At 67.1% G+C, this 2117-nt stretch carries 2 protein-coding genes and 1 pseudogene; 2 read left to right on the top strand and 1 reads right to left on the bottom strand.

Translation table 11 applies throughout. From position 1 onward, the window contains the following. Window positions 1–229 precede the first annotated feature (229 nt). Window positions 230–622, top strand: coding sequence for a nuclear transport factor 2 family protein (locus JF597_RS54020; RefSeq protein WP_294014438.1), 393 nt, complete (start codon window positions 230–232; stop codon window positions 620–622). Window positions 623–657: 35 nt separating this feature from the next. After that, window positions 658–842 (top strand): annotated as a pseudogene (locus tag JF597_RS54015) (IS5/IS1182 family transposase); the annotation flags it as partial. Between the two features lie 6 nt (window positions 843–848). On the opposite strand, the gene JF597_RS54010 reads toward JF597_RS54015, so the two are convergent. Continuing rightward, window positions 849–1577, bottom strand: a complete 729-nt coding sequence (locus tag JF597_RS54010) for a DUF2625 family protein (RefSeq protein ID WP_294014436.1) — start codon at window positions 1575–1577, stop codon at window positions 849–851. Window positions 1578–2117 lie beyond the last annotated feature (540 nt).

The following is a 2117-nucleotide window of genomic DNA, read 5'->3' as shown; positions in this document are numbered from 1 at the left end:
TCTTTCTTGCGATCTCCATGGTGGCCGGCTGGGGAGGATTGTCGGTCCATGGATATGTGATCCTCTCCCGCCCCTGCCGATACACCCCCATAGTCGAGACTGCCGGGCGCGGCCGGTCCCTGCGGCGAGGGAGGGAATCGCCGAGGCCAACGGCGCCTACCGCCAGGTGCCGGCCATGCTGAGCGGCGCCAAGGCCTGATCCAGCAACGCACGCAATGGAGAGCCGAACGTGAAACCCACGATTGAGGACACCGTCGAAATCAGCAGCGCCGTGGCGCTGTGGGCGCACATCATGGACGACCATGAACTGGACCGTCTCGGCGAATGCCTCACCGAAGACGCGGTGTGGGACGGCAGCGTCTTCGGTGGCGACCCGGTCGTCGGGCTGGACGCGATCGCGGCCTTCATGAACGCCCCCGGACACGCGAAAGCGCACCACACGACGAACATCGTCGTGTCGGAAGGCCCGGGCGACGAGGTGCGGGCCCGATCCAAAGGTCTGAGCCTGCTGGAGGGCGGCGGTGTCGCCAGCGTCGTCTACGCCGACGACCTGCGACGAACCGATGACGGCTGGCGCATTTCCCGGCGGGTCATCCATCTCACGTGGCCACATCGCTTCTAGGAGGCCGCTGAGTATCGCCGTGGCCGAACCTGGTGCTGACCCGCAAGGGCATCGAGTCCTCCCAGCGCCTGGGCCGTCACCGATGGACCGTGAACGCACTGTGGCCCGGCTTGCCGGATGCCGGCGTCTGCACCCTCGCTACGAGCGCAAGGCCGAACACTTCCTCGCCTTCACCGGCATCGCCGCCGCGCTCGTCTGCTACCGACGTCTGGCTGCGTAAGCCGGTTCATGCGACTCCGAGGAAGCCCGGGTCGGCACCGTCGAACTGCAGACACGCGTCGCGGCTCAACCCCAGGAGTTCCGCCATCGGCACCGCGCGGCGGCTGGTCGCCAGCAGGTCCTGGCGGGCCTCGGCCGACCACAACGGTGGGAAGAACGACAATCCCTGCCGACCGTTCAGCACGGACACCTCGCTGCGCCAGCCGTCCCACCGCAGGCTCCCATAGAACTCCTGGAGCCCTCCGGAGAGAATCCAGGACAGCCAGGCCGAGTGCCCGGCGCCCAGCGCCTCCCAGCCAAGGGAATCAGGGGCGAAGTAGAGGATTTCGCCCGGCTCGCCGGGCCGATCGGCCTCACGGGGGTTTCCCCCGTTGAGGGCGAACACGCCGCCTAGCACATCATGCGCAATCACGAGGCCCGCCCCCGGCCGCCAGGCCGGATCGAACGTCGAGGGCATCGCGTTGATCTCCGCCAGGCCCGGCAGCTTCTCGGCGTGGGCGTCACCCGGGCTTCCGAAGATCCGCAACCAGCCGCTGTCCACCAGCAGACCGCCGCTGTTCAAGACGATCCCGCCCAGATTCGACCGGGCCGAGACCTGGAGCTGCAACAGCGAGGCACGGCCTGTCTCGGCATCTCCGGGCAGCACCTCAACTGGTACGTCAGTCCCGGACAGCTCCTGGAGAAGGAGCGGCCAGGCTGGGTCGTCGACGTTGAGCAGCTCATCGACCTCGCGCATCCCCGCATCGTCGCACCAGCACCGAAGACGCAGTCCGCCGGGGCACCTTCACATCGATCCAGAGATGATCTCTTAAGAGGGTGCTGCCGTTCACGACGTACCGGAGACAGTGGAGGCGGGCGTGGACCTCGGTGCCGCGGTGGGTGGGGATGCATCGACTGGGCCAGGCACTGGGCACGGTCGAGCGGACGCACAGCCGTCCACCTCGAAAGAGTTGACGGCTCGCGCCTGCTTTCCTAAGCGAGCCCCATGTGCGAGGGACCGTCTCTGTTTCACCAGAGCCTGTACCCGCTTGCCCACAGTGTCATCGCAAGCGGCGTTTTGGCCAATACGTACGCCCGGCCTGGGACTTGGGCACATTTTCCTCACTGACCCCACGCGAAACGGTCAGCGGTGATCACGTGCGGTGCTGTGGATGTGTTCCAGGGCGTCGAGGACGACGGTGTGGCGATGCCAGTGCAGCCATCGGCCCACGGTGGCGCCGGTCTCCTCCAAGGCGGTGAGCTGTGTCTGGCTGAGGCCTGCCAAGGGTCGTTCGTG

The organism is Streptomyces sp. (genome assembly GCF_019510245.1).
GTDB lineage: Bacteria > Actinomycetota > Actinomycetes > Streptomycetales > Streptomycetaceae > Streptomyces.
Note: the sequence above shows the minus strand (reverse complement) of the source record. Positions and strands in the feature narration are given on the sequence as shown.

Bases quoted from the DNA above. Each gene is read 5' to 3' on its own strand.
- JF597_RS54010 (WP_294014436.1), bottom strand. From the start codon at position 1,577: ATGCGCGAGGTCGATGAGCTGCTCAACGTCGACGACCCAGCCTGGCCG.